General features: G+C 67.6%; 3 protein-coding genes. 2 read left to right on the top strand and 1 reads right to left on the bottom strand.

What is annotated here, in order from left to right; translation table 11 throughout:
* Window positions 1-709, top strand: a 709-nt coding sequence (locus ACFW48_RS38580; protein WP_386323331.1) for a hypothetical protein, incomplete at its 5' end; no start/stop codon positions are given.
* Window positions 710-745: 36 nt separating this feature from the next.
* Window positions 746-1,903, top strand: a complete 1,158-nt coding sequence (locus ACFW48_RS38575; RefSeq protein ID WP_386323329.1) for a PIN domain-containing protein — start codon at window positions 746-748, stop codon at window positions 1,901-1,903.
* Between the two features lie 157 nt (window positions 1,904-2,060).
* Here the strand turns inward: ACFW48_RS38575 and ACFW48_RS38570 are convergent.
* Window positions 2,061-2,339, bottom strand: a 279-nt coding sequence (locus ACFW48_RS38570; protein ID WP_386323327.1) for a hypothetical protein, incomplete at its 5' end; no start/stop codon positions are given.

Raw genomic sequence — 2,339 nt, 5'->3', positions numbered from 1 at the left:
CAAGAACTACATCCCGCTGCGCCGGGCCAATAACCTCAAAGCCATGGATGACGCCGCGTACTACGACCGTGTCCGCGCCCGCCTCGAGGCGGAGCTGATCTCCGACTACGGCGAGATCGCCGACGGCCACCTGCGGGTCTACGCCGCCGAGGTCCCCCGCCTGTCGACCCTCCTGGTCAACACCGTCACCGAAGCCCAGGCAGAGCCCCAGCGGATCCTCGCCGCCGACCTGACCACCAACCCCACCCTCCTGACCGGCCGCCGCGAGTACATCGCCGCGAACCGCCGGTTCACCGAGGCCGGCGGCCGCATCGACCGCCTCTTCATCGTCCACGCCGCCGATCTGGCCAGGCAGGAGTTCGCCTCCTCCCTGCTGGAGCTCGTCGGCCAGCACCGCGACCTCGGCGTCACCTGCGGCCTCGCCGTCCGCGACCGCCTGCGCGCCGACCAGGCCGTGGACGTCGTCATCTTCGCCAACGCCGCCGCCCTCGTCGAGGAGGAGCAGGGCGACGCCGACTACAACCGCGGTCGCAGCAGCGTGTACTTCAAGGGCATCGGCCGCTGGGCCGGCCGCTTCGAATCCGTCTGGGGCCACGGCGCCGACTCCGCTCCCCGCGTCCTGCAGACCTACGAGGCCACCGCCCGTCCCATGCTCGATGCCGGAACCTGGGACGCGACCCGCATCAACGCCACCGTCGCCAGCCTGTAGAGCCGGCAACTCGCACCTGCGCCTGGGGGGAACCGCATGATCGTTCTCGACACCAACCAGCTCAAGCACGCGTCCTTCCCCCACGGTGCCGTCCTGGGCATGCTCCGCAAAATCGCCGCACTCCACGGCCGCCAGCTGGCTCTCCCAGAAATGACCGTGACCGAACATGTGGCGCATCACCAGCACGACACCGAGGCCGACCTGAACGCGGCGCGGAAGGCGCTCACCGCATTGGGCAAGAGCTTCGGGCAGGACCTGGCCTCAGCCATCGACACTCTTGCTCCGGAACAGGCGGCCGATCGCCGGCGGACAGCGTTGGAGGGTGTCTTCGAGGTGCTGCCGACCCCGGCAGGGGCAGCGGAAGAGGCCCTGCGCCGTGAGGCCAACCGAATACCTCCGGCGGAGCAGAGGTGGATGGACGCGCAGAACACGGAGGTCAAGGCTCGCGGCGCCCGCGATGTCGCAATCTGGCTGACACTCCTGGACGCCGCGAGTCGCCTGGACGGCGACATCTGGTTCGTCACCCTCGACCAGGACTTCGGCAGAACCGACTTCCACCCTGTGCTCCGTGATGAAGCACGGGACCGGCTCGGTGACGGCTGTTCACGGCTGCGGCTGCTGCCCGGCGGCATCGACGAACTACTCAGAGAACTGGCCACACCGACCAGTCCCCCCGCAGATCTCTCCAAACTGCTCGACAGCCCTGTCGCGTTCCATGCCGTCACCATCGCACTGACCAACGAGGGCCTCCTCTTGCACCTGATGCGCCACGTGACCCCAGCCACCCCAGTGGCCGGCGGGAACCTGCACCTTCATCCGGAGAGAATCAAACGCAGCAGCGCGTACACCGTCGGAGACAGCACATGGGTGAGCGCTCAGGTCAACTGGCAGGGATTCCAGGTCCTGCACGGATACGGCGGAGAGGCTCCCATGTGGGACCGAACCGCGAACTTCCACATCGAGACGACAGTGCTGCTCGAAATCCACGATGGCCTGCTGCAGTCAGCCGAGGTCACCTCCGCGACACCCATCACGGCCGTTGCCGTGGGATCCCCGCAGATCGGTGGAGCCGGCTGGACTATCAGCCTCCCCACGAGCCTGGCTCCGCTACACGGGCCCGGTGGACCGGGATGGGCGGCGATCAGCCCACATCCGGACGACCTCGGCCCCGCCTACCAGGCTGAGGACGTCTGACCCTACCGGCACAGAAAACTCTTGTGGGGCAGCTCACTGCCGATGAGCCGCTCGCAGGCTCCTCCATCCCCCAAATCTAGTCACTAGATATACGTTGGGTAATCAATGGCGGGGAGGTGCCCGCCCTGTGCCCACGGGATGCTGCATGCTGCTCGCCTTATGCCTGATCGCCACCGGAGCCCTGCTGCGCCAGCCGGACCGAGTCCACTTCTCCGCCATGCGACCGCATACCGCTGACGCCGCCCGGCTCATAGCCCTTCAGCGCAACCGCGCCAACAACTGGACCCCCGCCCTCCTGATGGCCGGACAGTGGATTCAGATCACCGGGTATTGGCTTCTCGCCGAACGCGGCGTCCTCGGCGCAGCGTGCGCGGCGGCTGGTGTCGCCGTGCAGTTCCGACACCTTCAGGAGATCAGCCATCACGCTGTCCACGGC

Origin of the sequence: Streptomyces sp. NPDC058812 (genome assembly GCF_042744565.1) — a bacterium.
GTDB lineage: Bacteria > Actinomycetota > Actinomycetes > Streptomycetales > Streptomycetaceae > Streptomyces > Streptomyces thinghirensis.
This window is presented reverse-complemented; position numbering and strand designations above follow the sequence as displayed.

What these genes read in the sequence shown, in the direction of transcription:
- ACFW48_RS38575 (WP_386323329.1), top strand. Translation starts at nt 746, where the DNA reads ATGATCGTTCTCGACACCAACCAGCTCAAGCACGCGTCCTTCCCCCAC.